At 62.6% G+C, this 26,193-nt stretch carries 24 protein-coding genes and 1 tRNA gene; 4 read left to right on the top strand and 21 right to left on the bottom strand.

Annotated elements, in window-relative coordinates; translation table 11 throughout:
• Nucleotides 1-27 precede the first annotated feature (27 nt).
• The 8 genes from U2H20_RS11475 to U2H20_RS11440 all read right to left on the bottom strand — a co-directional run bounded on the left by U2H20_RS11475 (nucleotide 28) and on the right by U2H20_RS11440 (nucleotide 9,558).
• Nucleotides 28-1,260 carry a histidine--tRNA ligase gene (locus tag U2H20_RS11475; protein WP_430592412.1) on the bottom strand — a complete coding sequence of 411 codons (1,233 nt, stop codon included), beginning with the start codon at nucleotides 1,258-1,260 and terminating at the stop codon, nucleotides 28-30.
• Nucleotides 1,261-1,338: 78 nt separating this feature from the next.
• Nucleotides 1,339-2,094, bottom strand: a complete 756-nt coding sequence (gene mazG / locus U2H20_RS11470; RefSeq protein ID WP_430592411.1) for a nucleoside triphosphate pyrophosphohydrolase — start codon at nucleotides 2,092-2,094, stop codon at nucleotides 1,339-1,341.
• Nucleotides 2,091-5,699, bottom strand: coding sequence for a transcription-repair coupling factor (gene mfd / locus U2H20_RS11465; RefSeq protein WP_430592410.1), 3,609 nt, complete (start codon nucleotides 5,697-5,699; stop codon nucleotides 2,091-2,093). The genes mazG and mfd overlap by 4 nt, the downstream gene beginning before the upstream one ends.
• On the bottom strand, nucleotides 5,696-6,190 hold the full coding sequence (locus U2H20_RS11460) for a hypothetical protein (RefSeq protein ID WP_430592409.1): 495 nt from the start codon (nucleotides 6,188-6,190) through the stop codon (nucleotides 5,696-5,698). Before U2H20_RS11460 ends, mfd begins: the two co-directional genes overlap by 4 nt.
• A 74-nt stretch (nucleotides 6,191-6,264) precedes the next feature.
• Nucleotides 6,265-6,846: an aminoacyl-tRNA hydrolase gene (gene pth, locus U2H20_RS11455; protein ID WP_430592408.1), complete on the bottom strand. Its 582-nt coding sequence runs from the start codon at nucleotides 6,844-6,846 to the stop codon at nucleotides 6,265-6,267.
• A 20-nt stretch (nucleotides 6,847-6,866) separates the two neighbouring features.
• Entirely contained in the window at nucleotides 6,867-7,487 is a 621-nt protein-coding gene (locus U2H20_RS11450; protein ID WP_430592407.1) for a 50S ribosomal protein L25/general stress protein Ctc, read from the bottom strand.
• 171 nt (nucleotides 7,488-7,658) lie between these two features.
• Entirely contained in the window at nucleotides 7,659-8,411 is a 753-nt protein-coding gene (locus U2H20_RS11445; protein WP_430592406.1) for a fumarylacetoacetate hydrolase family protein, read from the bottom strand.
• Nucleotides 8,412-8,493: 82 nt separating this feature from the next.
• The gene (locus U2H20_RS11440) at nucleotides 8,494-9,558 is read right to left on the bottom strand and encodes a D-2-hydroxyacid dehydrogenase (protein WP_430592405.1); all 1,065 of its coding nucleotides are present in this window, start codon (nucleotides 9,556-9,558) and stop codon (nucleotides 8,494-8,496) included.
• A gap of 143 nt (nucleotides 9,559-9,701) precedes the next feature.
• Here U2H20_RS11440 and gndA point away from each other — a divergent pair, with 143 nt between their 5' ends.
• Nucleotides 9,702-11,156, top strand: coding sequence for an NADP-dependent phosphogluconate dehydrogenase (gndA, locus tag U2H20_RS11435; RefSeq protein ID WP_430592404.1), 1,455 nt, complete (start codon nucleotides 9,702-9,704; stop codon nucleotides 11,154-11,156).
• A gap of 126 nt (nucleotides 11,157-11,282) precedes the next feature.
• Here gndA and U2H20_RS11430 read toward each other — a convergent pair whose 3' ends face one another.
• The 4 genes from U2H20_RS11430 to U2H20_RS11415 all read right to left on the bottom strand — a co-directional run bounded on the left by U2H20_RS11430 (nucleotide 11,283) and on the right by U2H20_RS11415 (nucleotide 15,206).
• Nucleotides 11,283-12,611 (bottom strand): hypothetical protein, encoded by a 1,329-nt coding sequence (locus U2H20_RS11430; protein ID WP_430592403.1) that lies wholly within the window; start codon nucleotides 12,609-12,611, stop codon nucleotides 11,283-11,285.
• A gap of 7 nt (nucleotides 12,612-12,618) precedes the next feature.
• Nucleotides 12,619-13,596: a ribose-phosphate diphosphokinase gene (locus U2H20_RS11425; RefSeq protein ID WP_430592402.1), complete on the bottom strand. Its 978-nt coding sequence runs from the start codon at nucleotides 13,594-13,596 to the stop codon at nucleotides 12,619-12,621.
• A gap of 21 nt (nucleotides 13,597-13,617) precedes the next feature.
• The gene (glmU, locus tag U2H20_RS11420) at nucleotides 13,618-15,057 is read right to left on the bottom strand and encodes a bifunctional UDP-N-acetylglucosamine diphosphorylase/glucosamine-1-phosphate N-acetyltransferase GlmU (RefSeq protein WP_430592401.1); all 1,440 of its coding nucleotides are present in this window, start codon (nucleotides 15,055-15,057) and stop codon (nucleotides 13,618-13,620) included.
• Between the two features lie 78 nt (nucleotides 15,058-15,135).
• A tRNA-Gln gene (locus U2H20_RS11415) sits at nucleotides 15,136-15,206 on the bottom strand.
• A gap of 73 nt (nucleotides 15,207-15,279) precedes the next feature.
• On the opposite strand from U2H20_RS11415, the gene U2H20_RS11410 reads away from it, so the two are divergent.
• Together U2H20_RS11410 and U2H20_RS11405 are read left to right on the top strand one after the other, a co-directional pair.
• Nucleotides 15,280-15,897 carry a MarR family winged helix-turn-helix transcriptional regulator gene (locus tag U2H20_RS11410; protein WP_430592400.1) on the top strand — a complete coding sequence of 206 codons (618 nt, stop codon included), beginning with the start codon at nucleotides 15,280-15,282 and terminating at the stop codon, nucleotides 15,895-15,897.
• Between the two features lie 41 nt (nucleotides 15,898-15,938).
• Nucleotides 15,939-16,730, top strand: coding sequence for a FadR/GntR family transcriptional regulator (locus U2H20_RS11405; RefSeq protein WP_430592399.1), 792 nt, complete (start codon nucleotides 15,939-15,941; stop codon nucleotides 16,728-16,730).
• Between the two features lie 115 nt (nucleotides 16,731-16,845).
• Here the strand turns inward: U2H20_RS11405 and U2H20_RS11400 are convergent, their stop codons facing one another.
• From U2H20_RS11400 to U2H20_RS11360, 9 genes are all read right to left on the bottom strand, one after another.
• Nucleotides 16,846-17,667, bottom strand: a complete 822-nt coding sequence (locus U2H20_RS11400) for an SDR family NAD(P)-dependent oxidoreductase (RefSeq protein WP_430592398.1) — start codon at nucleotides 17,665-17,667, stop codon at nucleotides 16,846-16,848.
• A 71-nt stretch (nucleotides 17,668-17,738) separates the two neighbouring features.
• A complete protein-coding gene (locus U2H20_RS11395) occupies nucleotides 17,739-18,728 on the bottom strand; it encodes an alpha-ketoacid dehydrogenase subunit beta (RefSeq protein ID WP_430592397.1) in 990 nt (329 codons plus the stop codon).
• Nucleotides 18,725-19,723, bottom strand: coding sequence for a thiamine pyrophosphate-dependent dehydrogenase E1 component subunit alpha (locus tag U2H20_RS11390; RefSeq protein ID WP_430592396.1), 999 nt, complete (start codon nucleotides 19,721-19,723; stop codon nucleotides 18,725-18,727). The genes U2H20_RS11395 and U2H20_RS11390 overlap by 4 nt, the downstream gene beginning before the upstream one ends.
• 6 nt (nucleotides 19,724-19,729) lie before the next feature.
• Nucleotides 19,730-19,957, bottom strand: coding sequence for a lipoyl domain-containing protein (locus U2H20_RS11385; protein WP_430592395.1), 228 nt, complete (start codon nucleotides 19,955-19,957; stop codon nucleotides 19,730-19,732).
• A gap of 10 nt (nucleotides 19,958-19,967) precedes the next feature.
• Nucleotides 19,968-20,849 (bottom strand): PCC domain-containing protein, encoded by an 882-nt coding sequence (locus U2H20_RS11380; RefSeq protein ID WP_430592394.1) that lies wholly within the window; start codon nucleotides 20,847-20,849, stop codon nucleotides 19,968-19,970.
• Between the two features lie 139 nt (nucleotides 20,850-20,988).
• Complete coding sequence (locus tag U2H20_RS11375) at nucleotides 20,989-21,762, bottom strand: SDR family NAD(P)-dependent oxidoreductase (RefSeq protein WP_430592393.1); 774 nt, start codon at nucleotides 21,760-21,762, stop codon at nucleotides 20,989-20,991.
• A gap of 2 nt (nucleotides 21,763-21,764) precedes the next feature.
• Nucleotides 21,765-23,312, bottom strand: a complete 1,548-nt coding sequence (locus tag U2H20_RS11370) for a TRAP transporter large permease (protein WP_430592392.1) — start codon at nucleotides 23,310-23,312, stop codon at nucleotides 21,765-21,767.
• A gap of 2 nt (nucleotides 23,313-23,314) precedes the next feature.
• The gene (locus tag U2H20_RS11365) at nucleotides 23,315-23,815 is read right to left on the bottom strand and encodes a TRAP transporter small permease (RefSeq protein ID WP_430592391.1); all 501 of its coding nucleotides are present in this window, start codon (nucleotides 23,813-23,815) and stop codon (nucleotides 23,315-23,317) included.
• Between the two features lie 6 nt (nucleotides 23,816-23,821).
• Nucleotides 23,822-24,838, bottom strand: a complete 1,017-nt coding sequence (locus tag U2H20_RS11360) for a DctP family TRAP transporter solute-binding subunit (RefSeq protein ID WP_430592390.1) — start codon at nucleotides 24,836-24,838, stop codon at nucleotides 23,822-23,824.
• Between the two features lie 277 nt (nucleotides 24,839-25,115).
• Between U2H20_RS11360 and U2H20_RS11355 the strand changes: the two genes are divergently transcribed.
• Nucleotides 25,116-26,144 (top strand): LacI family DNA-binding transcriptional regulator, encoded by a 1,029-nt coding sequence (locus tag U2H20_RS11355; protein ID WP_430592389.1) that lies wholly within the window; start codon nucleotides 25,116-25,118, stop codon nucleotides 26,142-26,144.
• Nucleotides 26,145-26,193 lie beyond the last annotated feature (49 nt).

Below are 26,193 nucleotides of genomic sequence, written 5' to 3'. Positions count from 1 at the left end.
TGCATGCCAGTGGGCACGGGGTACAGCTCAGGAACTTGGCCCTTCGAGTGGTTTGAATTCGAGTGATTCCGGCGTGGAATCCTCTCGGACGAAAGCGAACTCGGTAGCGCCTGAGGACTGCAGTCCCGCGAGCACCGCCGAGACGTTCTTCGAACGTTTTGCGAGTCGGACTCCGACGCCCGAGGCGACGAGCGTCCGCTTGATTTCGACCAGGAGCGCTGGAGCCACGTGCTTGTCGTAGACGAGCCCGAGCACCGAGGCGCTCGCGTCCTCGGGAAGCCGCACGAGATCGATGAGTCGCTCGAATCCGAGCGAGAGGCCGACGGCAGGAACCTCGGTTCCGCTGAATCGACCGAGCAGACCGTCGTAGCGCCCGCCCCCGCCGATCGAGTACGGCACGTCCGGGTGCGCGATTTCGAATACGAGGCCCGTGTAGTACCCCATGCCTCGCACGAGTGAAGGATCGAATTCGAGGCGCACGCCGACATGCGCGTCGCGCAGTTGGTTGATCTGGTCGAGAACGTTTGACGGCATCGATGCGGGCACGACGCCGTCGCGGAGCTGCGTGATCAGTTGCAGGATCGTGGCGCCCGGAGTGCCGAGCGCGTCGAGTTCGGCCTGGACTCCCTCCACTCCGATCTTGTCGAGCTTGTCGAGTGTGATCAGCGCGGAACCCTGGGTTTCCGGGGCGACTCCGGCGGCGTTCAGGACGGCGTCGAGGAGCGCCCGGTCGTTCACTCGGACATATGCGTCCGGGATGCCGAGCCGAGTGAGAGCATCGCCGGTGGCCGCGAGCAGTTCGAGTTCGGCAGTGATCCCCCCTTCACCCACGATGTCGATGTCGCACTGGATGAACTGCCGGAAGCGCCCCTGTTGCGGACGCTCCGCACGCCACACGGGTGCAATCTGGATTGCGCGGAACACACTCGGGAGCGAGGCCCGGTTCGAGGCGACGAAGCGTGCAAGCGGGACAGTGAGATCGAAGCGGAGTCCGAGGTCGGCAAGATCAAGCGGTTCCTGTGCGGACTGCAGGTGCTCGTGCGTCAGGCCACGACGCATCACCGCGAATGCGAGCTTCTCATTATCGCCGCCGAGCCCCGAGTGCAAACGGGCCGAGTCCTCCACGACCGGGGTCTCGATCTCCTCGAAGCCGTGCGCGGCGTACGTCTCACGAATCGAATGGATCAGACGTTCCCGTTGACGCTTTTGTGCGGGAAGAAAATCGCGCATGCCGCGAGGAGGAGTTACCGACTGAGCCATGAGTCCATTATCCCGCGTGCTCGATCACCGCAGATGCACATCAAGGTCGGACCAGACAATACAGCCGACCCGGCAGCATCACGGCTGATCCCGTAGGTCGATGATCTGAGTTTCGTCGTCGAAGACGTGCTCGGGATCGGCCTGCTGAGGTGCAGCGGTCGCCGCCAGCGGATCGCTGCTCGCTGGGGCGCTCTGCTGCTCGTGCTCGCGGAGTTCACCCTCCAGGCCTCGGACGGCTCCGCGAAGCGCCGCTTCAGCGTCGAGCCCATTCGCACGAGCACTCCCGACAACGGCGAGCAACAGCGCTCCGAGCGCCTCTTCATCTGCGAGACCGATCGAGTCTTGCAGTTCGATTGCACCGATCTTCTGCGCCCGCCCGAGAATCTTGTCGGCTCGCTGGAGCGCAGGAAGCGCTGCAGGAACTCCGTCGACGACGCTCTCGCGCTCGGGCTTTTCGACCCGCTTGATCGACTCCCAGTTCTTCAGCACCTCGTCGACCGAATCAACCGTTGCATCGCCGAATACGTGCGGGTGCCGCCGTCGGAGCTTTTCCGCAAGGTCGTCGACAACGTCATCGATCGAGAAGGGTGCGCGATCGGCTGCAGCGGCGAGGTCCGAGTGGAAGAGCACCTGGAAGAGCACGTCGCCGAGTTCTTCTCGAAGCGCGCTCTGCGATCCCTCCTCGATGGCTTCAACAACCTCGTACGACTCTTCGATCAGGAACTTCGTGAGACTTTCGTGGGTCTGCTCTGCGTCCCAGGGGCACCCGCCTGGGGCTCGCAGCTGGTGCACGATCTCGACGAGTTCCGAGAACCTCGTTCGCGAAGCACTCACGGTCGCCCCTTCCTCTGCTCGGCGTGTTCAGCTGTACTGGCGTTTCCCTCGCTCGGAGCTTCTGCTTCCTGCGCAGGAGCCGGAATCGGGAACACCGCACGCAGCAGGGTGTGCACCCACTCGATGAGCTCGACGTCCGGCAGCGGCTCGGCGGCTGTTCCAGCGAGCCTGCCCTCTTTCCCGACAGGAATCGGCACGATCACAGCACCGGCGGCCGGCGAGTACTTCGCATCGGGGTACATACGCCGCAACCGCATCGCAACAGACTCAGACAGCGCTGCGGGAGAGATCCGTAGATTTCCGCCGACCGTGATGACTTCCGAGAGTCCGGCTTGCTGCGCGTACCTGCGCAGACGCGACACCGACGCGAGCGTCACCACCTGCTGGGGCGGCGTGCCGTAGCGGTCGTCGAGCTCTTCGAGCACGGCGTCGATCCCGCCATCTTCAGCACTCGCCGAAGCGGCAGCCGCAAGCTTTTGATACGCCTCGAGCCGGAGTCGCTCGCTCTCGACATAGTCATCCGGGATCATCGCGTCGACGGGAAGTTCGAGACGGAGTTCGCGTGGGCCTTCGGTCTCGTCACCGCGGAACGTCGCAACGGCTTCGCCGATCATGCGCAGATACAGATCGAAGCCGACACCCGCGATGTGGCCGGACTGCTCGCCACCGAGCAGGTTCCCGGCGCCGCGAATCTCGAGGTCCTTCATCGCGACCTGCATACCCGAACCGAGCTCGGTGTTCGCGGCGAGTGTTTCGAGCCGATCGTGCGCGGTCTCACTCAACGGCGTTTCCGGGTCGTACAGGAAGTATGAATACGCGCGCTCTCGGCCTCGACCGACGCGGCCGCGGAGCTGGTGCAACTGGCTGAGGCCAAAGCGCTCGGCGCGATCAACGATGAGAGTGTTCGCATTCGCGATGTCGAGTCCGGTTTCGACAATCGTGGTCGAAACGAGCACATCGAACTTTCGTTCCCAGAAGTCGACGATGACCTGCTCGAGGTCGCGCTCCCCCATGCGCCCGTGCGCAACCGCGATTCGTGCTTCCGGCACGATCTCCGCAAGATGCGCCGCCGTCTTCGCGATCGTCGAGACACGGTTATGCACGAAGAACACTTGGCCCTCACGGAGCAGTTCCCGCCGAATTGCCGCTTGCACCTGCTGTTCGTTGTACGCGCCGACGAACGTCAGGATCGGATGCCGAGCCTCCGGCGGTGTCGCGAGCGTCGACATTTCGCGGATGCCGGTCACCGCCATCTCCAGGGTTCGTGGAATCGGGGTCGCGCTCATCGCCAGAATGTCGACGTTGGTCTTCAACTTCTTCAAGGCGTCCTTGTGTTCGACGCCGAAGCGCTGCTCTTCGTCGATCACCACGAGTCCGAGGTCTTTGAACTTGACCTTCTCGGTGAGCAGTCGGTGCGTGCCGATCAGGACATCGACCGAGCCATCGGTGACACCACGGACAGTCTCTTTTACCTCGGAGTCGGTCTGGAATCGACTCATCGCACGGACGTTGACCGGGAACCCCGCGAATCGCGAGGTGAACGTCTCGAAATGCTGGCGCACCAGCAGCGTTGTCGGTACGAGCACAACGACCTGTTTGCCGTCCTGCACCGCCTTGAACGCTGCTCGAACGGCAACCTCGGTCTTTCCGAATCCGACATCGCCAGAGAGCAGACGGTCCATCGGGATCTCGCGCTCCATGTCGCGTTTGACCTCATTGATGGTCGTCAGCTGGTCTGGGGTCTCCGCGAAGGGGAATGCGTCTTCGAGTTCCCGTTGCCACGGCGAATCTTTCGAGAAGGCGAATCCTTTGCTCGCCATGCGGGCCGAGTAGAGCTTGACGAGTTCGACCGCGATATCTCGGACCGCTCGACGCGCTTTCGACTTCGCAGCGCCCCAATCGCTCCCGCCCATTTTTGACAGCTGCGGGGCTTCGCCACCGACGTAGCGGCTCAGTTGGTCGAGCTGATCGGTCGGCACTGAGAGTCGGTCGGCCGGGTGACCTCGCTTCGACGATGCGTACTCGATGACCAGGTATTCACGAGTGGACTTCACCGGGTTTCGCCCACCGCTCGATACCGTGCGGCGGGTCATCTCGATGAAGCGACCGATCCCGTGGGTTTCGTGCACGACGTAGTCGCCCTTTTTCAGCTGCAGCGGGTCGACGACAGTTCCACGTCGAGCGGCGAGCTTTCTGGGCGCGCGCGAATCGACTCCGACTGTACGACCGAAGAATTCCGCTTCGCTCATGACGATGAGGCGCAGGGCATCGAGTTCGAAGCCGTGCTCCAAGGAGCCACGCGTTGCAACGACGAGGCCGGGATCGGGAACCGACACCGGGTCGTCTTCGACTCGGGCCGCGAGCTCCTGCCCGCCGAGCACCTCGGTGATCCGGTCCACGAGGCCCGCACCACCAGCGGTTACGACAGCTCGCCACCCATCGCGCAGGCGTGCCCGCAAGTGGTTGACGGCACCATCGGCCTCGCCCGCAAAGGACGGCACTGCGGTGCCGCCGAGTTGCACGACCGAATCGAGGTCGCTCGCGAACGGGGAAATCGTGAACCACGGCCCCTTGACCGAATCGCGGAACTCATCGAGCGTCAGGAATTCACCCATTGAAAGGTCGATCGGTGCGTCAGCGCCGGCCGTGGCGGCGCTCCACGCTGCCTCCAGGAATTCATGGTTCGTTTCGTTCAGGCTCTTCACACGGTCGGCCGCGCGCTCCGGCCCGAGGACGACCACCGCGGCATTTCCGAAGTAGTGCGAGATCGGGACGAGCCGTTCCAACAGGACAGGGGCAAGCGATTCCATGCCCTCGACCGGGATGCCCTCTGCGATCTTCTCGAGAAGCCCTGCGATCGCCGGGAACTCGAATCGCATTTCTCGGGCGCGTCGACGAACGTCCTCGGTGAGGAGGAGTTCGCGGGTCGGCGGAAGCTCGATCCGCTCGAGCGGCTCACCGCTGGAACGCTGATCGGCAACCGCGAACTCCCGGATCTGCTCGACCTCGTCGCCGAAGAACTCGATGCGCACCGGGTGCTCGGCAGAAGGGCTGAAGGCGTCGAGAATTCCGCCGCGCACAGCGAATTCGCCGCGGCGCGTGACCATGTCGACGCGTGCGTACGCGAGGCCGACCAGCGATCGACTGAGTTCAGCGAGATCCGTGCCCCGCTCGCCCGCGGTCAGCACGAGCGGGTCGAGATCAGCGAGGTTCGTGGCCACAGGCTGCAGCGCAGCGCGCACACTCGCCACGACAACGAGTTGCTGTCCGGGCTTCCAGTCGCGCAGGGTTCGGAATGCCATCGAGCGGTGGCCGACGGTCTCCGGAGAGGGGCTGAGCCGCTCGTGCGGGAGCGTTTCCCACGCCGGCAGCTCGAGCAACGTTGCGGCGGGAGCCCAGGAACTGAGCGAGGCGAGCAGGCCTTCCGACTCGCGACGGGTTGCTGTGACAACGACGACGGGTCGTTCTGCGCGACGCGCGATCGCGCCGATGACCGCTGGCCGAAGGCCGTCGATCGCCGAGAACGCGCAGCCGGTCGCCTCATATTCGAGGACCGGTGCGAGCGTTGAAGCGGAGAGCTCAGTGAGAAGCGCTTCGAGACTCACTGACTCAGCACGACCTCACCTGCGTCATTCGACAGGTTCACGACCGGGCGAACATAGGTCGCGGGATCGATACCCGGGGGAAAGGCGTAGAAGATGCTGAACTCTTCGAAGTTTTCGTTCGCGACTTCGAATGTGACGGTGTCAGAACCGGGCCACGTGAACGTACCCTGGGTGGCGTCTTGTGGTCCGACGAACACAACTGCGGGTGCGGTCGTAATGTCGCCTTGCACGCACAGTTTCGTCGGAGCGCCAAGGCAACTGGCGTAGCGCACGCCATCGTCGAGGATCAAGACGTCGACAAAACCACTCTCGGCACCAAAATCTGCCCAGATCTCGTAATCGCCAGACTGGCCAACGCTCGAGTAGCCGTTCGGACCCCGCTCTGCGGGCGGCTCTTCGTTGCCAGAGGAACATGCGCTCATCGTCGCGACGGTCAGACCTGCCGCGGCGAAGGCGAACACCCTCGCGATTCGTTGTGATCGTGTACTCATGCCACCGACTCTCTTATCGCCGCTCATCGTATCGTTCAACACTGTCACGACGCAGACTCACCACTCGCTCGCCCTCAGCTCTGAGGCGCGTGAATGACCTGTTGCGCAGCGAGGAGCCCATCACGAATGATGAGCTCGACGGCATCGGCCGCGCGATCGAGTGATTCTGGAAGCGCTTCGCGCTCCGTTGCGGAGAACCGCCCGAGCACGAACTGGGCCGCATCTTGGCGCCCCACGGGGCGACCGATCCCGACACGGACTCGCAGGAAATCGGCACCCCGTGCCGCGATGATGTCGCGGAGTCCGTTGTGCCCACCGTGACCTCCGCCGAGCTTCAATTTGATCGCGCCCGGCTCGAGGTCGAGATCGTCGTGGATCACGATGACCTGCTCCAAAGGAACGTTGAACCAGTCCATGAGCGCGCTCACCGGCCCACCCGAACGGTTCATAAAACTCAAGGGCTCGGCGAACACCACCTTCGGTCCGCCGATGACGCGCTGTTCAGCGACGAGCGCGTTTGCTTTCTTGTTTCGAGTGCGCTGCACTCCTGCTCGATCCCCGAGGACATCGAGCGCCAACACGCCAACGTTGTGACGCGTCAAAACGTAGTCGGGCCCGGGATTCCCGAGCCCGACTACGAGCCAGACATCTGCCATACGGCGCGATTTCTGTTGCGTTACTCTGCTGCTTCTTCGCTCTCTTCAGCGGTCTCTGCAGATGCTTCAGTGCTCTCGGCATCTTCGTCTTCGAGAACCGGCGCCGCAGGAGTTGCGATACCGACAACGAGCAGCTCTGGGTCTGCGAGCAAAGTCGCGCCCTTTGGCAGCTTGACGTCTCCAGCGTGAATCTGTGCGCCCTCTTCGAGGCCCTCGATCGACACGGTGATCGACTCTGGGATGTGCATTGCCTCGACCTCGACCTGGAGCGTGGTGTTCTCGAGGTTCGAGATGGTGCCAGGAGCGGACTCGCCCTCGACGTGCACTGGCACGTCAACGGTGACCTTCTCGCCACGGCGGACGATCACGAGGTCAACGTGCTCGATGATCTGACGAACTGGGTCGCGCTGCACGTCCTTGACGAGTGCGACCTCGTCCTTGCCTTCGATGTCGAGCTCGATGATCGCGTTGGAGCGACGAACGAGCAGCATGACCTCGTGGCCAGGAAGGGTGAGGTGCTGTGGCTCTGAGCCGTGGCCGTAGAGGACAGCTGGGATCTTGCCGATGGCGCGGATCTTGCGAGCTGCACCCTTACCGAACGCGGTACGGACCTCGGCACTCAGTGTGGCGTTTTCTGACATGGAATTCTCCCTAATTTGGGCCGCAGGGGCCTTTTGAGTTCTCGAACGCTTCTCGCGTGAGGATTACGGGCGGGCCTGCATCCACCGCGTCGATTACGGACACGAACGTGTCCCTCGCCGAAGTTCAACTCCCGATCGTACCAGTTCACTCGGGTTTCGCGGCAGCCTCGTTCATGGCCGGGCCCACTCTGCGGGCGATTCCTCGACGCAGGGCGTATCGAGTCGCATCTGTTCACCGATGATGACGCTTGCCACTTGGCCGGGCAGAATCGGACGGTTCGTGAAGGGAGCCCCCGTCATGACGACGTCGCCAGCGTCGAGTTCGATCCAGCGAGCGATGTACGCGAGGCAGGCTGCGATACTCGACGGCAGCTCTGCGGCGTTCGTGTGCGCGACCACTTCCCCATCGATTTCGAGCTTGAGGTCGAGGTTCTCGAGCGAGAGCTCCGTATCGATCCACGGCCCGAGCGGCGTGTACCCCTCGCCACCCTTGCCCTCGAAGTTGCGTTCGTCGAAGGCCGTGCGGTCGACGTTCGAAACGTCGTTCACTGCGGTGACACCCAACACGTACTCGTGCGCATTCTCTTCCGTGAGACCGCGAGTGGACTTCGAGATGACGACCGCGATCTCAGCTTCGACGGCGAGCGCCCCGATGCCAGCGCGCAAATGCGCCTTCGCACCGTTCGGCACAACGGTCCGTGGTGATTTGAACCACGCCTGGATCGCCTGTTTCCCTGAACTTACGGGATTGTGCGCGATCCCGACGACGACGAGCGGCTCGCACGGCGCGCAGAATGCGGCGTCGTCATGTGCGACCGTGAATGGCGAATCGCTTCGAGGGTTCCGCTCGACCCAGAGACTCTGCTCGGCATCGAAAGCGACCTCCACCGGACCTTCGCTGGACTGTACTCGTGCGATTCGCATGTGCTTGTTCCGTTTCTTGACTGGATGAAGAGATGGTGGCCGGAAATATGCTCAGGAGGTTCCCGGAAACGACCCGCTGCGCTTAGTAGAACTCGACCGTGTCAACGACGTTTCGGAGCGGCAGCCCATCGAGGTAGCGGCGGGCATTGTCAGCGAAGAGATCGGCGATCCTCCGTTCCTCGTTGGCGTCGAGAGCGCCCGTGTGCGGGCTCACGAGCACATTCGGCAGATCCCAGAGCGGGCTCTTGGCTGCAAGCGGTTCGTTTTCGAAAACGTCGAGCGCAGCGAAGCCGATGCTGTGATCGCGAAGCGCATCGATCATCGCGTCCTCGTCGATCACGGTCCCTCGCCCGACGTTGACGAGAATGACGCCCGGCTTGACGTTCGCGAAGACCTCACGACCGATCAAGCCTGCAGTCTCGTCCGTTCCAGGGAGCGTCACGATGATCGCATCGGCGCGAGCGACGGCGCCCCCGAGATCATCGATCGAAACCAGTTCGTCGACGTGCTCGACTGGCTCTCCACGGCGAGTCGTTCCGAGCACGTGTGCCCCGAGCGCCTTGAATTTCTGCGCAGTCGCCTTACCGATCCCGCCGAGTCCGACGACGAGCACCGTCATGTCTGAGACCTGCTGCATCTCCCAGCGGCTCGGCCAGTGGTGATCGGCTTGGTCACGGCGAAGGCGAGCGAGGTTCTTCGCTCCGGCAAACACTCCGAACACAGCGAACTCCGCGAGCGGGCTGCCGTGCACTCCCGCGCTCGTCGTGAACTGCACTCGCTCGAGTTCCTCATCGGAAAACGCTGCGCTGCGAACCTGTGCACCGCCGCCCGCCGCCATCAGCTGCACCCATCGCAGGTTCGGGTTCGAGCGAACCGCACGCTGCAGGCTCTCAGTCTGTACATCCGGGAAGCTGAAGAGCACCTCGGCCGAATCGATCATCGAGTCGAGCGCGGCCTGCTGCTCGGGCGAGCGCTGGAAGGCGGGATCGCCGGGCCAATCAGCGGCGTGACGCATCGGTGCGAGTAGAGCGTGGTCGCGAAGCAGTGTGACGCGCGGTTCGAGCGCTTCGATCCTTTTACAAAGTTCCTCCGGAAGTGGTGCGGCCAGCGCCACTCGAAGCGTGCGCGGGTCGTGGTGCTCGGTCATGCAGGATCCCTCCAACGGAATAGAACGGTCGTCTTCAAGTATCCCGAATGCGACTGCACCCGCCCGCCACTGCACGGAGCATTGCCCCAGCGGTACGCTAGAAAGCGCGTGAACTCGCCTCAAGGCCATTCCGGAAGGAAACAATGAATCAGCCTGCCCCATCCGCAAATATTGGTGTCGTTGGACTCGCAGTCATGGGCTCGAACCTTGCCCGTAACCTTGCCAGCCGCGAAGGCAACACGGTTGCCGTCTACAACCGGACCACCGCGAAGACCGACGAACTGGTTCAGGCCCACCCTGAAGCAAACTTCGTGCACTCCACCACGATGGAGGAGTTCGCAGCGAACCTGCAGCGCCCGCGAACCGCGATCATCATGGTGAAGGCCGGCGGACCAACGGATGCGGTCATCAACGAACTCGTCGCAGTCTTCGAGCCGGGCGACATCATCGTCGATGGCGGAAACGCGCTCTTCACCGACACGATTCGCCGCGAAGAAGCGGTCCGTGAAACCGGTATCCACTTCGTCGGCGCAGGCATCTCCGGTGGCGAAGAAGGCGCACTCCTCGGCCCGAGCATCATGCCAGGCGGCACCGCAGAGTCGTACAAGACGCTCGGCCCCGTGCTCGAATCAATCGCTGCCGTCGTCGATGGCCGCCCCTGTGTCACGCACGTCGGCACCGACGGCGCCGGTCACTTCGTGAAGATGGTGCACAACGGCATCGAGTACGCCGACATGCAACTCATCGCCGAAGCCTACGACCTCATTCGCCAGGGCACTGGCAAGTCCCCGGCCGAAATCTCCGAGATCTTCGCCGAGTGGAACAAGGGCGAGCTCGAGTCGTACCTCATCGAGATCACCGCCGAAGTGCTTCGACAGATCGATGCGAGCACGAACGAGCCGCTCGTGGATGTCATCCTCGATCAGGCTGGTGCAAAGGGAACGGGCGCTTGGACCGTGCAGGTCGCGCTCGATCTCGGCGTCCCGGTTTCAGGGATCGCCGAAGCCGTCTTCGCCCGTTCGCTCTCCTCCAAGCCCGCGCAGCGCGCTGCCGCAGCCTCGCTTGCCGGCCCATCGGCTCCAGTCGTGATCGACGACGCCGATGCGTTCATCGAGGACGTCCGCCAGGCGCTCTACGCTTCGAAGATCATCGCCTACTCGCAGGGCTTCGACGAGATCGTTGCCGGTGCCGAGCACTTCGGCTGGGACATCAAGAAGGGCGACATCGCTGCGATCTGGCGCGGTGGCTGCATCATTCGTGCACAGTTCCTGAACCGCATCACCGACGCATACGCAGAAGACGCGAACCTCGTTGCCCTGTTGACCGCGCCGTACTTCCAAGACGCGCTCACCCAGACTCAGGAGGCCTGGCGACGCGTCGTGGCCGGAGCCGCACAGTCTGGAATTCCTGCACCGGCGTTCAGCTCGTCATTGTCCTACTACGACGGACTGCGCGCTAAGCGTCTGCCCGCAGCGCTCGTGCAAGGTCAGCGCGACTTCTTCGGAGCGCACACCTACAAGCGCACGGACCGCGAGGGCACGTTCCACACGCTCTGGTCTGGCGACCGCTCGGAAATCTCGGCAGTCGACACGCACTGACCCGACTCACGAAGGAGGGGCGAGTGGCCAGACGGCCGCTCGCCCCTTCTGCGTTTGAAAACGAGACCGACGTCTCGGCCGAAGAGTCGGAAGTTTATCCGGCGCGGGTTCGCATTGCGCGATCGACTACGACTGATCCTTGTTGCGAGGGAATCCGCGCTCATCGCTCTCGGGTGCTGAGCCGTTGGCCTCGACGCTCTGCTTGGGATGCGCATCACCGGGAGCCCATGCAAGACGAGTCGTCTCGTTGAAACGGAACTGTTCTCTGCGGCTCAGGATTGTGAGCACGAAGCTCACCACGAACAACACCGCCGCACCCTGGAACATGAGCGTCGGAAGGGCACCGAACCGGTCGTACTGAATCTCTAGCGCGACATCGGGGAGCAGCAATGCGAGTCCGATGATGACAGCGGTCGAGGCACTAAAGCCAAGCACCCCACTGGCCACACCGCTCGCGCCCGCGCGGAAGAGCTGCGGGACGAGGACGGTGTCCTCTGGACGTCGCTCGTTCGGTCGTCGTGCAGCATTGCTTCGGAGGATCGACCGCTCAACGGTACGCACCACGACCATGCCGAGCGAGAGGATCGCGATCACCACCAGGCTCGCGATGGCAGTGATCCAAGCAATCAGGGTGATGGTGTCGACCGCGCTCTCGCCGAAGGAACCCCACGTCAGTTGTTCGCAGTTGCGGCACGGTTGGCGGAGGAACAGCGCAATGATCATGCCGATGGTGCTCAGACCGAAGACGGAGCTCGCGATTCGAAGACAGGGTTTCAGCACACTGCGTGCGACCTGCACGGCACGCTCCCCGGGCAGCGCTCCGACCGGGATTCCTGCGGCCTTCGCCGTTTCGGCCCGTCGCGCCGCAGCGACCTTCTGATTCGCTCGGCTGGCGACCACGTGCACACGCGCATTCCATCGACGGCGAAGCACCGACACGATCTGAATCATGCCGAACCCGAGGGCGATGAGCCCGAATGAGATCAGGAAAACCCACGGAGTATCCGATGAACCAGGCTCATCGACAAGGAAGAAGATGCCGAGTATGAGCCCGAGCACACCGACGCCGATCGCGATCCAGGCGAAGACGAAGAGTCCCGTTCCCGGCGTGGTCTTCAGGACGTTGCGCTCATGCTGCACGGGCACGATGTCGCTGTGCTCCGCGAGGTGACGCTCGAGGTCGCGGAGGGAGCTCCACCTGCCGAACTCGACGCGGATCGCCTCGATCAGGCCCGCGCTGATCCCGAGCAGACATGTGAACGCAACGAGGGAGCGAAAAATCGGCTCGACGTCGAAATCGCGCCATACGGACATTGCGATCTCTTCGGCCGCGACGCCCAGGAAAACCGCGAATAGAAAGACGACGGCGGAGGCGATGATCGCGCTGATCGTGACCGTTTGCGCCCCAGCGAGCAGGAGCGTTCCAGCGCGCGGTCGAACCTCTCCGAAACGCATCGTGGGATCAGGCGGCGCCGTCGAACATGCTGGTCACCGAACCGTCTTCGAAGACCTCCGTGATCGCGCGAGCGAGCAGCGGCGCGATGGAGAGCACTTCGAGCTTCTCGAAGTGCTGCTCGGGCGTGAGCGGCAGCGTATTCGTGACGACGACCTTGTCGATTGCCTCGGACTGCAAGATCTCCGGTGCCGGCGGCGAGAAGATCGCGTGGGTCGCGGCGACGACGACGCCGATCGCGCCAGCCTTCTTCAATGCTTCAGCAGCCTTGACGATCGTGCGGCCGGTGTCGATCATGTCGTCGACGATCAGGCAGACACGGCCCTCAACGTTGCCGACGATCTCGTGCACCGAGACCTGGTTGGGCACGAGCGGGTCGCGACGCTTGTGAATGATCGCGAGCGGAGCGCCAAGACGGTCGCTCCAGATGTCGGCGACGCGGACACGCCCCATGTCGGGGGACACGACCGTGAGCGTCTCTGGATCGAGCGTCTCCTTGAAGCGATCGAGCAGGACGGGCATTGCGAACAGGTGATCGACCGGGCCATCGAAGAAGCCCTGGATCTGCGCCGCGTGCAGGTCGACCGACATGATGCGGTCCGCCCCAGCGGTCTTGAAGAGGTCGGAGATCAGTCGAGCGGAGATCGGTTCACGACCGCGGCCCTTCTTGTCCTGACGCGAGTACGGGTAGAACGGTGCAACGACCGTAATGCGCTTCGCCGAGGCACGCTTGAGCGCATCGACCATGATGAGCTGCTCCATGACCCACTCGTTGATCGGGAACGGGTGCGCCTGAATGACGAAGGCGTCGGAGCCGCGGACGCTGTCGAGGAAGCGAGAGTAGATCTCACCGTTTGCAAAGGTGCGGGTGTCGGATTCGGTGAGCTCCGTGCCCATCTCACGCGCGACTTCTGCTGCGAGCTCAGGGTGAGCCCGTCCCGAGAGAAGTACGAGCCGCTTTTTGTTCTTTGCGACGAGGCCTGACACGATTGCTCTCTTCCTCAGGCTCTAGGCCTGGTCACTCTGTTGAGAATTCGCTGCAGCCGCTGCACGTGCGGCCTCAGTCCCTGGTCGATGTTCTTCGACCCAGCCCTGCATATTGCGCTGCGGGGCGACGGTGAGGGCAAGCGCTCCGGGTTCGACGTCCTTGCGAACGACCGCTCCCGCACCGGTTTTTGCTCCTGCACCGAGTCTAACGGGAGCAACGAGAACCGTATGACTGCTCGTGTGGACGTGGTCGCCCACGACCGTGCGGTGCTTGTTGACGTCGTCGTAGTTCGCGGTGATCGTCCCGGCGCCGAAATTCACGCCCTCGCCGAGTTCGGCGTCGCCGACGTAACTGAGATGCGGCACCTTGCTGCCCGCTCCGATCGCGACGTTCTTCGTCTCGACGAATGCGCCGATCTTGCCGTCGCGCCCGAGCTGGGTGTTCGGCCGCAGGTAGGAGAACGGACCGACGGTGGCGCCCTCTCCGATGACCGCGAGCGTGACATCGGAGCGCTTCACGGTCGCGTCCTGGCCGACCTCGGTGTCTCGAATCGTGGTGTCCGGACCGATCGTCGCGCCGCGCTGCACGATTGAAGATCCGAGCAGTTGGCTGCCCGGGAGAACCGTGACGTCTTCGTCGAGCGAGACGTCGGCATCGATCCAGGTCGACGCCGGGTCGAGGATCGTGACACCGGCGAGCTGCCACTTGTGGATGATTCTGCGGTTGAGTTCACGCGCGGCGTCAGCGAGCTGCACGCGGTCGTTGATTCCCGCCACCAGCCAGTGATCGCGAACCGCGATCGCCTGGATCACTCCCCCCGCAGCGGCAATGGACTGCGCTGCATCGGTGAGGTACTTCTCTTGGCTCGCGTTGTCCGTACCGATTCCCGCGAGCGCATCGCGAAGCGCAGCAGCGTGGAAGATGTAGACGCCCGCGTTGACCTCGTGGATGCCCTGTTCCGCGGCGGTCGCGTCTTTGTGTTCGACGATTCGAGCGAAGTCGCCGGACTCGGAGCGAACGATTCGCCCGAAGCCGCTCGGGTTCTCGAGCGAGGTTGAGAGCACCGTGAGTGATGCGGCGGAGCGCTCATGCGCCTGCACGATCTCCGCGATGGTTTCCGCGTCGATCAGCGGGACGTCCGCGCTCAGCACGAGCACGTGCCCTGCGTATTCGTTCGGGAGTGCGTGGAGCGCCTGCTCGACCGCACGGCCCGTTCCCGGAATTTCGTCTTGATCGACGATGAGTCCGCCCGGATACAGCTCGGAGACGGCTTCCGCCACTCGCTCTCGTTCGTGCCGGACCACAGTGACGACATGCTCTGGAGTCAAGGCTGCCGCGGTCGTGAGGACGTGGCCGATCAGCGTCTTGCCAGCCAGGGGGTGCAGAGGCTTCGGAATTGCCGATCGCATCCGGGTACCTTGCCCTGCGGCAAGCACGACTACGGCAAGGGATTCGGGCATCTGCAGCTCCTTCGGCGGTTCGAACCAAGAGTACCTGCCGAGCACCGCTCAGAACCGCGACTCGTGGAGAATCGACTGCTCCGCCACCAGGATTCGAACCTGGACAAGCGGCTCCAAAGGCCGCTGTGCTGCCGTTACACCATGGCGGAATGCGTCTGCACGCAAGGAAAGAGTCTAGTGCCGATCCAGCGGCACCGTGTGACACATGGGAGACTAACGGGTATGTCACCGCAGGATGAAGTCGATCGCATCACACATGCGTGGCACCGGGAACGTCCGGATCTCGATATCGAGCCGCTCGCTGTGCTCAGCCGCATTACGCGCCTGGCGCGGCATCTCGATCGCACGCGCGCCGCGGCGTTCCGTTCCGCTGGCATTGAATCTTGGGAGTTCGACGTGCTCGCCGCGCTTCGACGCGCAGGAGAGCCCTACCGGATGACCCCGAAGGCACTGATCAAGTCGACGCTCGTGACAAGCGGCACCATGACGAATCGAATTTCGGGACTGGTCGCACGAGGACTGGTTGAGCGAGCCGACGACAACGTCGACCGTCGCGCGGTCCAGATCACTCTGACCGAGCACGGTCTCGAACGCGTTGATGTCGCGTTCTCCACGCTGCTGGAGGCCGAGCGCGTGGTGCTTTCTTCCTTAAGCAAGCAGGAACAGCAACAACTGGCGACGCTCCTTCGAACGCTCACGCTCGGCTATGTCGGTGCCGCGAACGACCCGGACTGCCCGCCCGAGATCGTGAGCGAGGCGCGCCTTCGCTCCCACTCACTCACAACACGAGCGCAAAGCACAGCGCAGATGGCGAGAACGGAATACGCTGAAGGGCAATGATGCGTTGGTCGGACCAACCGTCCAGTCCGGAAAGTGGTGAAATGTCGAACACGCACGAGGCGACCGAGCTCGAACCAGGAGCGGCCGACGCGAGCCAGCACCAGTTCTTGAGCACGATGCTCAAGGACAGGGCACTCGCTGACCTCGTACATCTCCTTCTCGAGAAAGAGCCCGGCGAGCAGATCCCTTCCGAACGCGAGCTCTCTGAACGCCTCGAGATCAGCCGGACCGCACTTCGAGACCGCATCAGTCGCCTCGAGTCCCTCGGAATGATTCAGCGACGCGAACGCGAGGGCACGTTCTATACGGGCATCAGCCCCGAGCGGGTCAGCGATGGCCTCGTTTTGAGCCTCATGTCGCACCAGATGGACATCGAGTCGCTTGCGGAGGTCCGCCATGCGCTCGAGCGGCATGCTGCGGTCCTCGCGTGCGGCAGCAGGAATGACGCAGCCGTCCGCGGCATGGCCGAATCCGTCGATCGGATGAATGCGAGCGATGACGGCCGCGAGCTGTTCGAAGCAGACAACGCCTTTCACCGTCACCTCTTCGCTGCCTCCAGCGCGGCCGGCCTGCTGTTCTTTTCACAGATGCTGCACTCGGTGCTCCGCGGAACCCTCCGCTTCGTCACGCTCGCAGAAGAGCGTGACCGCCTTCGGGTTGTCCACACGGCAGTGCTCGACGCCGTACGAAACAGCGACCCTGAGAGCGCTGGGCGTGCCGTGGACGACCACTTCGACTGGCTGCGCCACCTCATCGAAAAGGAGCGCGAGGCTGGCGGCTCCGGTCCAGCCTGGATCCCGAGTGCCGCGCACAAAGACGACGTGCCCAAGTGAGGCACAATCCCTGAAGTCTTGGAACGCCCGAATATACAGAACGCCCGGACTCGAGTCCGGGCGTTCTGTATGTTCGGGTGTTCTCTGCGTTCGGGCGTTCCGATCAGCCCCTCGGCTATTCCGGAACCGGGAACGAGGACTGCTGGATCAGCCCGCCATCGACCGGCAGGCACACCGCGTTCACGTATTTCGATTCGTCTGAAGCTAGGAAGAGCGAAGCGTTCGCGACGTCGTAGGACTCCCCCATCTGCCCGGTCGGCGACAAGGCGTTCCGTGCCGCGACCATTGCCTCGACCGACTCGTACGCCCCGGAAATCTGCTTGTACATCATCGGCGATGCGATGTAGCCGGGTGCGACGCAGTTTGCGCGAATACCCTTCGACGCGTACTGCAGCGCGATGTTCGTCGTGAACTGGACGAGCGCACCCTTCGTCGCCGAGTAGCTCGGATAGTTGTAGCCGATGTACCGCATCCCGCCGACCGAGGCGATGTTCACGATCGAGCCGCGACCAGCTTCGATCATGTGCGGCAGCACGTATTTGCAGGTCAAGAACGCGCTCGTGAGATTCACTGCAACCACGGTGTTCCAGTCGTCCAGCGACATCTCGATTGGGCCGCCCATCTTTGCGATGCCGACATTGTTGTGCAGCACATCGATCCGACCGAATCGCTCGATCGTCTGCGCGACCGCGTCCGCGACCGATGCTTCGTTGGTGACGTCAGCGACGACTCCGCGTACTTCGGCAGTCAGTCCGATCTCTGCGCACTCACGCTGGACTCGTTCGACGCCGGCTTCGACGGCGTTCGGTTCGCGATCGACGATGACCACGCTTGCGCCAGCTTTCGCATACACGATGCTGGTCGCGAGGCCGTTGTTCAGATCTCCATTGATCGATCCCCCACCGAAGACGATGGCGACCTTGTTTGCGAGCCGCATGGGCTCCTCCTTGTGTTGTGTGAATGAAGAAGTCCCCGGCTGCAGCGCGGCCGGGGACTTCTTGGGATTTCTTACGCCCGAACTCGACGGACCGCGGCGACGATGTCGTCGACCGAGGGGATGACAGCCGCTTCCAGCTGCTCCGAGTACGGGATCGGCGTGCGCGCTGCACCGATGCGCACGGGTGCAGCATCGAGCGCATCCCACGCGTTCTCGACGACGTTGGCAACGAACTCGCCGCCCCATCCGTAGTCGCGAACCGCTTCGTGACCGACCACGAGGTGACGGGTCTTGCGCACCGAGGTGTACACGGTTTCCATGTCGAAGGGGAACAGTGTGCGCGGGTCGATGACCTCAACACTGATTCCCTCTGCAGCGAGCTGTTCCGCTGCAACGAGCGAGCGGGAGAAGATCTGCTGCGTCGCAACGATCGTGACGTCGGTTCCCTCGCGAGCAACACGCGCCTGACCGAACGGGATCGGCTGGAAGTCGACCATGCCCTTGTCGTAGTACATGTTCTTGTGCTCGAGGAAGATGGTCGGGTTGTTCGTCGTGACCGCGTGACGAAGCAGACCGTAGGCGTCTCCCGGCGTTGCAGGAACCGCAACTTCGAGCCCAGGAATGTGCGCGAACAAGGTCTCGAGCGACTGCGAGTGCTGTGCAGCCTTGCCGATACCGGAGCCGCCGTTGGTGCGAATGACCATCGGTGCCTCGAACTGACCACCGAACATGTAGCGAGACTTCGCCGCCTGGTTGATGATGCCATCGAAGCCGAGGAAGCTGAAGTCGGAGTACATGATCTCGAGGATCGGACGCGTTCCGCGCGCTGCAGCCGCACCGACCGCGGAGATGAGGACCTCTTCGCTGATCGGGGTGTCCAGCACACGGTTCTTGCCATAGGTGTCGACGAGCTTGCGGGTCACACCGTAGATTCCTCCACCGGTTCCCCACGTCGTGATGTCTTCACCGAGCACGAATGCTTCTGGAGTGTCGGCAAGGATGTCGTGCAGTGCCGCATTCAGCGCGCGCCAGGTGCTGAGGTTCTTCGGAGTCGCGCTCATGCCTGTGCTCCCGTCTTGGTCTGGTAATCGTCTTCGTAGACGTCGGTGAATGCTTCCTCGATGTCGGGGAATGCTGAGTCGCGAGCGAACTGCTCTGCCGCTTCAACCTCTTCGACGAGCTGTTCCTGCTCGGCGACCCACTCGTCTTCAGTGAGCACACCGGCTTCGAGCAGCTCTGCGGCGAGTGCGGCGATCGGGTCCTTGTCCTTCCACTGCTGCACTTCGTCAGCGTCGCGGTAGATCTCGGTGTCGCCTGCCATGTGGCCGAGGTAACGGTAGGTGTCTGCAACGATGAAGCTCGGGCCACCGCCGCTGCGCGCGATCGCGACCGCTTCTGCCGTTGCTTCGTACACTTCCTGCAGGTTCATGCCGTTGACGTTGACGCTACGAACTCCGTAGGCGACTCCGCGCTGGCTGAAGTCCGGCTGCGCAACCATCTGTTCCACTGAAGCGCTCTGCGCATAGTGGTTGTTCTCCAGCACGAAGATCACGGGCAGGTTCCAGATCGCTGCGAGGTTGAATGCTTCTGCAAGCACTCCCTGGTTCGATCCTCCGTCGCCGAAGTACGCAACGGCGACAGAGTCGTCGCCCTTGATCTTCGAGGCGAGCGCTGCACCGGTTGCGATGCCGATTCCGGCACCGACGATTCCGTTGGTGCCGAGGACACCGACTTCTTTGACACCGATGTGCATGGAGCCGCCCTTGCCGCCGCAGTATCCATCGCTGCGACCAAGGATCTCCGCCATGGTGCGACCGAAGTCTGCTCCCTTAGCGAGCGTGTGGGCGTGGCCACGGTGGTTACTCGCGATTGCGTCATCGGCGCGGAGTGCGAGCGAGACGCCGACGGCGACCGCTTCCATTCCGACCGATGGGTGGGTGGAGCCGCGGATGAGGCCTTCTTCAGAAAGCAGCGGCATGCGACGCTCGAACTCGCGGATCTTCGCCATCTGGCGGAGCCCGTCGCGTCCGACGCCTTCGTGTGTGTAGTCCGACATCAGTACCTACTCGATGGTTGCGATGACGTCGTCAACTTCGATGACGTCGCCAGCTTCTACAGAAAAAGTGATGACACCGGCTGCGGGTGCCTTGAATTCGCTCACGAGCTTCGAGGTCTCGAGCTGCGCGATGACGTCGCCCTCAGCAACGGTTGCTCCGGCTTCGACGGTCCATTCGACGAGGTCTGCTTCGGTCTCTTCGCCGAGGAATTCCTGGCTTACCTGTACGTCCATTGTGTGCTCCTTAGTGGGTTGTTTCTGAGAGATTCTGAAGAATGAGTTCGAAGGTCACGGCGACCGCGTTTTCGCCTCGAACGAGTTCGCCGGCGTGCAGTTCGCCGTGCAGATCGACCATCGTGCAGCTGAGGCGCGTCCGGTGCCCCTCTTCGGTGGTCTCGACGTGACCGATGAGTGCAACGACTTCGGTTCCGGGGCCGTCGACGCTCTTGACCTGACCGGTGCGCGGGTCGAGGAGTTGCCCGCCGACGAGGCTGCCGAGTCCGCCGCGAACGACCGCGCGCTCATAACCGGCTTCTTTGGCGACCCGCTCGATCGTGAGCGAGATGTCCTCGCCCGGTAGGACTCGAGCGATGGTCGTCTCGATGGATGCGTTGGTGCTCATGTCGCCTTCTTCCTTGTAGGCGGTAAATACAGGCATGTTGGTTTCTTCGTCGTCGGCGCTGATCCAGGTCGCGCCGGTGACGCCGTAGAGCGCGACGGTCGGGGCGTCCGTTCCGACGCGTGTCTCTGGCCAGAGGTGCCCACCGCGGAGTTTGCCGCTCGGGTCGATCCAGAGGCAGTGCGAGTGCACGTAGGGTGCACCGTCACGGAATCCGATCGTTCCTGATCCGTAGATGAGGTGGACGAGTTCGTCGCCGCGTTCGCTCGAAAAGCTCATCGCTCGTTCGCTCGTCGCGGGTCCGGGGGTGCAATAGCTCACGGGTTCGAATGTGCCGCCGTGAATTTCGAAGTAGCCGTTTCCTTCGCCGAGTTCACGCGCGAGCGCGGTGAGTTCCTCGGGCAGGAGCGTGCCTGGGGTAAGCCTGCGGAGCATGCCTTGGGAGTGCACCGAAACGCTGCGGATTCTCGGCTCCGTTGCCAATCCGGGGTGCGTCAGTGTTTGCATGATTTCCCTTCTTTCGCTTGTGGCTGATGCTCCGCGCCGGCTTGTGGCCGACGCGGAGACAGAGGGCTGGTAATACCAAGAGCAGGAACAGGATCCTGCGTATTCAATTGTGAGTTACGAGGGTTTCGACAACCGCTCGTTAGCCGATTGCAGCGCCGCCGCACACCTTCAGGGTGTCGCCGGTGACGTAGCCCGCGCCGTTGGAGGCGAGGAAGGCGACCGCGTCAGCGATGTCCTCCGGATCCCCCATGCGCTTGATTGCCTGACCATCGAAGTTGTAGTCCATACCTGCGGTCATCGGGGTCGCGATCGGTCCCGGGGCCACGGTGTTGACCGTGATTCCGAGCGAACCGACCTCTTTTGCAACCCACTTCGTGAAGGCGATGACGCCACCCTTCGAGGCTGCATACGCGGGGCCGGAACGACCGGCACCTTCGCCTTGCGCAGGAGGCCCGCCCATGATCCCCGAGATCGAGCTCACGTTGATCACGCGACCCCATCCACGAGCTTTCATGTGCGGATAGATCGCTGCCTGGGTGAAGAGGAACGTTCCGCGGAGGTTGGTCGCGATGTCCCGCTCCCAGGTCTCGTCATCCATGTGCTCGAGATCGATACGGCCACAGGTTCCGGCGTTGTTCACGACGATGTCGAGCGAGCCGAGCTTCTCGACGACCGAATCCACGCATGCGCGAACTTCTTCGCGGCTGCGGACATCAACGATCGCTGACTCGACATGTGCGCCCGGAACGGACGCCGTGATGTCTTCGACTGCTTCTGCACCGTCGATCACATCGACGATGACCACCTGCGCGCCGCGCCGGGCGAGGGTGCGGGCGATTTCTCGCCCGATCCCCCGCGCAGCACCGGTCACAAGCGCGACACGACCATCAAGGTCAATTCTTGGGTCGCTCATCGTCACAGTCCTAAGAGATCTGGCAGCCCATTACTGAGCCACGGTACGAACGTGATGAGCATGAGGACGACGATGCCGGCTCCGAGGAACGGCCAGATGCCCTTGACCGCTTCACCGAACGGAATCTTCGCGATTCCAGCGGCGACGAAGAGGTCGAGTCCGACCGGCGGTGTCACAAGGCCGAGCGCCAGGTTGACCGTCATCATGACACCGATGGTCGTGATGGACACGTCGAGCTCGAGCAGCACCGGCACGAAGATCGGCACGAACAGGTAGAACGCCGAGATCGCATCGAGGAACATACCCGCGATCAACAGAATGAGGTTGATCAACAGGATGATCAGCACCACGTTGTCCGTGAGCGAGAGAATCGCATCCGCGGCCACCGAGGCAATTCGGTACCGGGTGATCACGTACGCGAACAACGATGCGGCCGCGATGATGATCATGATGCGAGACGACTGGATTCCAGCGGTCGTGAACACCTTGAAGATGTCCCTGAACTTCAACTCACGAGTGACGAAGAGTCCGACGATCAAGGCGTAGACCGCGGCAACGGCAGCAGACTCGGTCGGCGTGAAGATTCCGCCGTAGATGCCACCGAGAATGATGACCGGCACGAGAAGCCCTGGGATCGCTCGCAGGAACGCCCTGCCGATTTCCGGCCACGGTGCCCGCGTCTTGCGGTTACCGATCGATACATCTTCGGGAGTGATGTCCTCGAGCGTCATGATCGCGTCGTTGACCGCCGTCACCGTCGGCACGCCACCGCTTGCATACGGCTGCTTGCTGACCTTGCCCGACCCAGCGCCGGCTGGAGCGCTCGGCTCCTCGACCACTGGCTCAGCTGGCGTGGTGTCGTTCTTCGAGCGACCGGTGAGCAATTTGCCACCGACGCGCCCGAGCGCTTTGTCGGTGTGACGAGCCGCGTTCTGCTTCATCTTCTCGCCCTCGCGCGGCAAGTACCGGGCGACGAGGTAGAAGGCGATTGCAAGGAGAACACCGGGAACCACACCGGCCATGAAGAGGCGACCGATCGAAACCCGCTCGTAGTCGCTCGCGACAACCGCGAAGACGATGAACGCGATGCTCGGTGGCAGGACGATGCCCATCTCGCCGGCACTCGCGACGAGCGATGCCGAGTGGCGCTTCGAGTATCCGTGCTTTGCGAGCGCTGGAATCAGGATCGCACCGAGGGCTGCAACCGTTGCGGGTCCAGAACCGGAGATCGAGGAGAACAGCAGCGCGGCGAGGATCGTCGTGAGCGCGATACCGCTCTTGCGGTGACCGACGCACTTATCGGCGAGCTCGATGAGCCTGCCGGAGATGCCGGTCATTTCCATAATCACACCCGCGAGGATGAAGAAGGGAATCGCCAGGAGCGTTTCAGATGACAGGGAGGCATACATGATGCCCGAGGTCGGGAAGAGCGCGTTGACGCCATTGCCGACCAGAATTGCTGCGAATGCCGAGAGGCCCATCGAGAACGCGACGGGAACACCAAGGAACAGCAGGACCAGGAAGACGGAAAAGAGAACAATCTCAACCATGATCAGGCCTCCAATCCAGCTGGCTGCTCAACCGCTTCGGGCTTCTTCATGATCTGCAGAATGCACACCTGCACGGCGCGAACTGCGCCCATGAGAGCTCCGAGTGGGAGAGCAAGAGAAAGGAACCACTGCGGAATACCGAGTGCAGCGGTTGAACGCCCAGAGGCGGCCTGCTTTTGAACCATGTCAAGGCCGAGCCACATGAACACGAAGTAGAAGGCGAGGGTTGCCAGGGTGATAAGCACGATCACGATCGTGCGCAGGTGACCCTTTGCGTAGGTGCGCAATACCTCGAAGCCCGGGTGCGATCCGAGACGGACGGCAGCTGATGCGCCGACCATCGTCAGGAGCACCGCAAGGCTGATCACGATCTCGACCGTAAAGGAGAGCGAGCCGCGGAAGACGTACCGGCTGACGACGTTGACGAACGTCAGCAGGGTGATTGCGGAGAACGCGATCGTGATGATCGCGTTCTCCACACTCGTGAGAATTTTGTCGAACATAAATGCTTACTCTGGGGTGACCGCGTCGAGAAGCTCTTGCGTCCAGATCGAGGTGAATTCGTCGTAGACCGGAGCGATGACGTCGCGGAATTCCTGCACCTGTTCTGGTGTGAGTTCGGTGACGGTCATGGTCTCGGACATTTCAGCGAGCTGTTCTTCGCCACGTTCACGGTTCATTTCGCGCTGGAACTCGTTCGCCTCTGCGGCGGCTTCTTCGACGAGCGCCTGGTCTTCAGGGCTGAGGCTGTCGAAGAGGTCCTTGTTCATGCCGAGCATCAGAGGGTCGTACACGTAGTTCCACACCGTCAGGTAGTCCTGCACTTCTGCAAGGCCGTTGGAGTAGATCACGTCGTACGGGTTTTCCTGGCCGTCGATCGTTCCGGTCTGCAGCGAGGTGAAGACTTCGCTGAAGTTCATCGTCAACGGGTCGGCGCCGAGCTCTTCGTAGATGCCGAGGAACAGACTCGAACCGGGAACGCGGAGCTTGAGTCCACGCACGTCGTCCGGTGTCGTGATCTCGACCTTGTTGTTCGTGATCTGGCGGAAGCCTGACTCACCGAAGCCGAGGAGCTGCACGCCGTGCTCTGCTGCGAGGTCCTGGTACGCCTCGAGGCCACCGCTCTCGATCGCTTCGTCTGCGGTCTCGTAGGAGTCGTACAGGAACGGTGCGTTGATCGCGCCGAATCGTGGGTCGATTCCCGAGTAGATGATCGTCGAGTTGTAGGAGAACGCCTTGTCTCCGTTCATGAGCTGCTCGACACCTGCGGCTGGGTCGCCGCCGGAGAGCTGCTCGTTCGCGAAAATGTTGACCTGGATCCGTCCGTCTGACTTTTCGTCAAGGATCTCGGCGAAGCGCTCTGCGCCTGCGTACCAGCTCGAGGTGTCACTGACCGTGATGGTGAAATCCCATGAGTAGCTTTCGCCCTCTGCGTTTTCTCCCCCACCGTTTCCGCCCGATGCGGAACAACCTGTGAGTGCAATGCCAAGGACTGCCGCAGTTGCGACTGTGCGTCCGAACTTCATCTCTCCTCCTTGAGACTCGAAGCCGACTACGGGATCCATTGGTCATGGAAGGTGTAGCCAAATCACCTGAGCTGCACACCCTGTGGGGCGCCGGGTTCGATCCGGCAGGTGACAGAAATTCATTATGCACGACTTTGGTAGTACCAACAAACAGTTTGCCAATTCGTGATGTTTCCGGGCCAATCCTTGGTGCTACCAGATTCAGGCATGGCTGCCCGTGCAAGAATGGGCCGATCACGCTGACGTGCCGCACGCCAGCCCGGGTTCTTGGAGCGTCATGTCTACAGATGCACAAAAGGATCGCGCGCCAAACATCCGCGATGTCGCTGCACTGGCTGGCGTCTCCTACCAAACAGTTTCACGCGTGCTCAACAGCAGCACGCAGATTCGTCCTGCCACGAAAGCTCGCGTCCTCGCGGCGATCGACCAGACCGGGTTCCGGCCGAACCAGGCTGCACGCGCGCTCGTCACGAGCAAATCCCGCACGATCGGTGTGCTCTCGACGCACCAGTCGGCCGCCTACGGGCCCCACACCATGACGAACGCCATGGAGATCACCGCGGACCAGTACGGTTATCGACTTTCGCTCGTGACAACCGGTCCAACCTCTCGATCCATCGCGAACGCACTCGATCGGCTGACGCACCAGGCGGTTGAAGCACTCATCGTCGTCGCGCCGAAGGCTCGCATCTTCGATGAGATCGAACGCAGCGAACTCGACATTCCGATCATCGCGCTCGACTCCTCCCGCCACGGCCGCGGCCACAACGTCGCGGTGGACCAGTTCGAAGGCGCGCGAATGGCAACGCGGCACCTCATCGAGCTCGGTCACCGCTCGATCATCCATGTCGCTGGTCCTCAGGACTGGATCGAAGCCGAGGAGCGGATGCAGGGGTACCTCTATGAGCTCGGCGAACACGACATCGCAGTGCATCCGCCGATCCTCGGTGAACTCACCGCCGATTTCGGGTTTCATGCGGGGCGCGAACTCCTGCGTCGACGTGACTTCTCTGCGGTCTTCGCTGCGAATGACCAGATCGCGCTCGGACTCCTCCACGCCTTTCGCGATGCCGGCGTCTCGGTTCCCAACGAGATCAGTGTGGTCGGATTCGACGACATCCCGGAAGCGGCGCACTACTTCCCACCACTCACGACCGTTCGCCAGGACTTCGTCGATGTCGGACATCGAGCAATGCGATTCGCCTTGAAAGCCCTGGAGTCAGGGGTGCTCCCAGAGCAGGAACTCCTGCAACCGACGCTCGTGGTTCGAGACTCGAGTGCAGCCTGCCCGCCGCACTGGCGGTGACGCGGACCGCAAACACGTGTCGCTCCCAGTACGACCGCGAAGGCCTTGC

Origin of the sequence: Humidisolicoccus flavus, from assembly GCF_045689595.1 — a bacterium.
GTDB classification, from domain to species: domain Bacteria; phylum Actinomycetota; class Actinomycetes; order Actinomycetales; family Microbacteriaceae; genus Humidisolicoccus; species Humidisolicoccus flavus.
This window is presented reverse-complemented; position numbering and strand designations above follow the sequence as displayed.